This window comes from Okeania sp., from assembly GCF_983059655.1.
Window position 1 is genome coordinate 1 of sequence record NZ_CEZPJD010000752.1, and the last position, 3,889, is coordinate 3,889.

Consider the following 3,889-nt stretch of genomic DNA (forward strand, 5'->3'; position numbering starts at 1 on the left):
ATTCTATCTGGCAAGGTGTAATTAGACCTCAAGGAATGATTCGTTTTGGTTTATCGGGGATAATTAAGTCTATACGAGAAGTACCAACTTTGTTACTAATGCGTTTGGCATTTGGGAATGGTCTTTGTCGTTTTGGAATGTTCCGCGCGGTTAAGGTTAGTTCAATATTATCATCAACAGAGAAGACTGAAGCTGAAGTAGTTAAAATGTAATATTTTTCTGTATCTTTGACAGATTTGGGGAAGTTAGTTATTAGGGATAAATACAGCAGATTCGGTCGTATATGAAGTACAGAGATTAACAATAAAATGCTTGTAGTGCGGGCATCTTGCCCGCGATGGGTATATCTCACTAATTCTTACATTTCTCTTTGTGCTTCTGGATGAAAATTGCAAACCATTATTTGCCTCTTCCTTCTTCCCTCTTCCTTCCTCCTTCTTCCTTAAAAAAATGGCATATAGTGATTTTAAAACCTTAAGTAAATTCCAAAAAGAATTTGATTTATATATTAACGAGCAAGTGAATTTATTTGCTCAAATAGAACCTATAAAACCTAGCAATTTTCTCACTCAAACTTTGGCAGAAACTGTAGAACTTGCTTTAGCAATTAATACTGAAAAAGCTCGTTCAGAAATGATAATTACTCCCTTGTTATTAGAAATCAGAAGGCTGGCAAATTATTCAGTTAGTTTATTCTCAGGAATTGAATTTAATATTGACTTTGACCGGAGTTTAAATGGGTATTGTGACTTTCTAATTAGTCGTTCTCCAGAACAGTTAATAATTAATGCTCCTGTAGCAATTATTGTTGAGGCTAAAAATGAAGATATTAAGGGCGGTTTAGGTCAATGTGCCGCTACAATGTTAGCAGCACAATTATTTAATCAACAGGAAAATAAAGCAATTAATAGAATTTATGGTGCGGTAACAACTGGAGATATTTGGAAGTTCTTGTTGTTAGAAGGAAATGAATTAAAGATTGATTTAAGTAATTTTTATATTCGGGATATCGAGCAAATTTTGGGTGTATTATGGCAAGCTGTAAAATAGGGAAATAGGTTGTAATATTTTATTGTGGGGGTTTGGAGAACCCCTAAAATTTACGATTTTTGCTTAAAGAACTAATTTAAGGTTATAATCATCCTGATTATTTGTTTATAGCGGTTTTCATTTTGGGTAGACCACAGTAGGGACTTTGCATGCAACGTCCTGGATTATCGTTTTTGTAATGTGGTTCATTGACCTGAAAACTGCTGTCCTAGTTTATTTCTCCTTTAAATTAGTAATTTTATTCCTGAAAACTAACAATTAAACATTATGTCATTAGAAAATATTCACCTAACAATTACTCTATTAGATACAAAATTAACACCAGAAAGACTCCAAACAGATACCCGGACTATTTTGTCGGAAATAGAAAAAATTGAGGGAGTACAAAATGCAGATTTAATGCCAATAGAAACAGCCGAACCTGATGCTAAAAGTGGCGAAGGTTTTCAAATAGGTACTATCATAGTAAATGTTATTACGGCTGAATGTATCAGATTTTTAGTTAGGTATTTAGGCGATCGCCTCTATGGTAAAGCTGCTAAAATGAAAATTAAAGGTAAAGGCAATGGTCAAGAGGTAGAAGTCGAAATAGAAGGTCGTAATGCTGAAGAATTGAATGGGGAGTATGAGAAAGTTAAAGCAACAATAGAAAAAGTTACTAACCAAAAATAGAAGAAGTTATTAATGGTTAAGGAGATTTTTTCATGGCAAGAATAGCTCTATTAATTGGAATTAGTGAATACCTCTCAGACTTGACAAATTTGCCTAGTACCCTGAAAGATGTTGAGGCAATGAAAGAAGTTTTAGGTAACTCAGAAATGGGAGGTTTTGATAAGGAAAATATTAAGGTTTTAAAAAACTCTAATCGTCAAGAAATAGAAGAGGAAATCTATGAATTGTTTGCTGACCGGAAAGAGGATGATATTTTACTATTTTATTTTTCTGGTCATGGAGTTTTAAGTAGAAAAGGTCATCTATTTTTAGCTACTCCTCAAACTCGCAAAGGTCAACGTGACATTGTTAGACCAACTGCTGTGAGTGCTAATGTTCTACAAAGTGAAATGGATGATAGTTTTTCCGAGCATCTAGTTGTTATTCTTGACTGTTGTTATAGTGGCGCATTTACTGAAGGAATGACTGCAAAAGGAAATGAAAATATAGATATTCAAGCAGAATTAGGGGGTAAAGGTAGGGCAATTTTAATGTCTTCTAGTTCTACTCAAAGTTCTTTTCAGTCAGAAGGTTCGGCATTATCTATTTATACAAAATATCTAGTCGAAGGGATTAAAACCGGAGCAGCAGATACCGATAATGATGGGAAAATTGCGGCGGATGAATTGCATCAATATGTGAGTGAAAAAGTCACGGCAGAATCTCCGAACATGACTCCTAAATATTCTGGATCTATGCAAGAAGGTAATAAAATTTATTTAGCACGTTCTCCCCAAAATAGTCTGAAGTTGCAATATCGTCGCAAAGTGCAGGAAATATTGCATAAAAATAATGGCAGTATAGATTTTCTCAAGCGTTATTACTTGGATGAATTACGCCAGAAATATGGTATGTCTGATGGGGAAGCAAACGTAATTGAAAAAGAGGAAATGGAACCTTATAATCAGTATTATGAAAAATTAAAGCGTTATAAGAAAATCTTTAGTCAAACTGTTGAAAACTATGGATATATTACAGAAAAAGAACGTGAAACTTTGCAGGACATTCAGTTAGTTTTAGGATTGAGAGACGAAGATGTTGCGCCTATTGAGGAACAATTTTTACCTCAGTCTAATGATGAAGTAAAATTACTCTCTGACAAAAATGTAGACTACACAAAACTCCGTGACTTTCTAGCAAAAGGGGAGTGGAAAGAGGCAGATATAGAAACTGGTCGTTGTATGTTGAAAGCTGCGGAGCGAGAAAAACAAGGATATCTAAACGTAGAAGATATAGAAAATTTTTCTTGTACAGACATCCGCACAATTGACCAGCTTTGGGTAAAATATAGCGATCATAAATTTGGCTTTTCTGTGCAGAAGAAAGTTTATGAGAGTTTGGGTGGAACAAAGGAGTATAATCGGCAAATATGGGAAGAATTTGTAGAGAAAGTAGGATGGAGAAAAGGAAATGAATGGTTGAGCTACGATGAATTGTTTTTGGAAAGCAGCACGCATTACATGGGACAGATGCCTTTTTGTCGGGGTTTGGGTACAGGTGGTGGTGCGGGATCTAAGGTGTTGATGAGTTGGGTGGACCGGGGGGGGAGACTCTTCTCTCGTGTAGAGACTTGTGGACTTTAACATATAAGCGTTTCAGTCGCCTCAGTCAGTTATCAGTTATCAGTTATCAGCAAGATATTTAAAGTTTATTGTGTATGAATAAAATTAACAAAACAACTCCAGTAGTCATATCAAAAATTTATTATTTCTACTCCTCAAATAATGAAACTACCCCAACCTGTCATTTCAGTTATCAGTTATCAGTTATCAGTTATCAGTGAGTTTGATTAGTCTTACTCATGCACTAAAGAAAGTTCTTTTACAAGCTGGTTTTAATATCAACAATTCTGAACAACTCAAAAATAGTATTCTGCAATTAGTTTTTACCACAGAAGCAATAGTAGATAGAAGCAATGAATACGGTACATTTTACAGAGTTGAAGGTACAATATAGCGCTCCGCGCAAGGCAAAAGTCAAAAGTCAAAAGTTAAAAGTAATCCCTCACTGAGTTTAAGCCTTTGTAAATGTCCTAACCTTTGTTTCGACTGCTATAACTGGAGTTAATAACAGAAATATAGCAGTTATTACCATCTGGTTACAACGAAAAGCAGAGAATCAAACTCAA

General features: G+C 34.8%; 4 protein-coding genes and 1 pseudogene. All 5 read left to right on the top strand.

Annotated features, from left to right (window positions below; translation table 11 throughout):
- A pseudogene (locus tag AC3DU7_RS27810) lies at window positions 1–212 on the top strand (SAM-dependent methyltransferase); the annotation flags it as partial.
- 238 nt (window positions 213–450) lie between these two features.
- Window positions 451–1,050 carry a hypothetical protein gene (locus AC3DU7_RS27815; protein ID WP_488042497.1) on the top strand — a complete coding sequence of 200 codons (600 nt, stop codon included), beginning with the start codon at window positions 451–453 and terminating at the stop codon, window positions 1,048–1,050.
- Between the two features lie 267 nt (window positions 1,051–1,317).
- Window positions 1,318–1,722 carry a hypothetical protein gene (locus tag AC3DU7_RS27820; protein ID WP_488042498.1) on the top strand — a complete coding sequence of 135 codons (405 nt, stop codon included), beginning with the start codon at window positions 1,318–1,320 and terminating at the stop codon, window positions 1,720–1,722.
- 32 nt (window positions 1,723–1,754) lie between these two features.
- On the top strand, window positions 1,755–3,344 hold the full coding sequence (locus AC3DU7_RS27825; RefSeq protein WP_488042499.1) for a caspase, EACC1-associated type: 1,590 nt from the start codon (window positions 1,755–1,757) through the stop codon (window positions 3,342–3,344).
- Window positions 3,345–3,540: 196 nt separating this feature from the next.
- A complete protein-coding gene (locus tag AC3DU7_RS27830) occupies window positions 3,541–3,717 on the top strand; it encodes a hypothetical protein (RefSeq protein WP_488042500.1) in 177 nt (58 codons plus the stop codon).
- The last annotated feature ends 172 nt before the right edge of the window (window positions 3,718–3,889 follow it).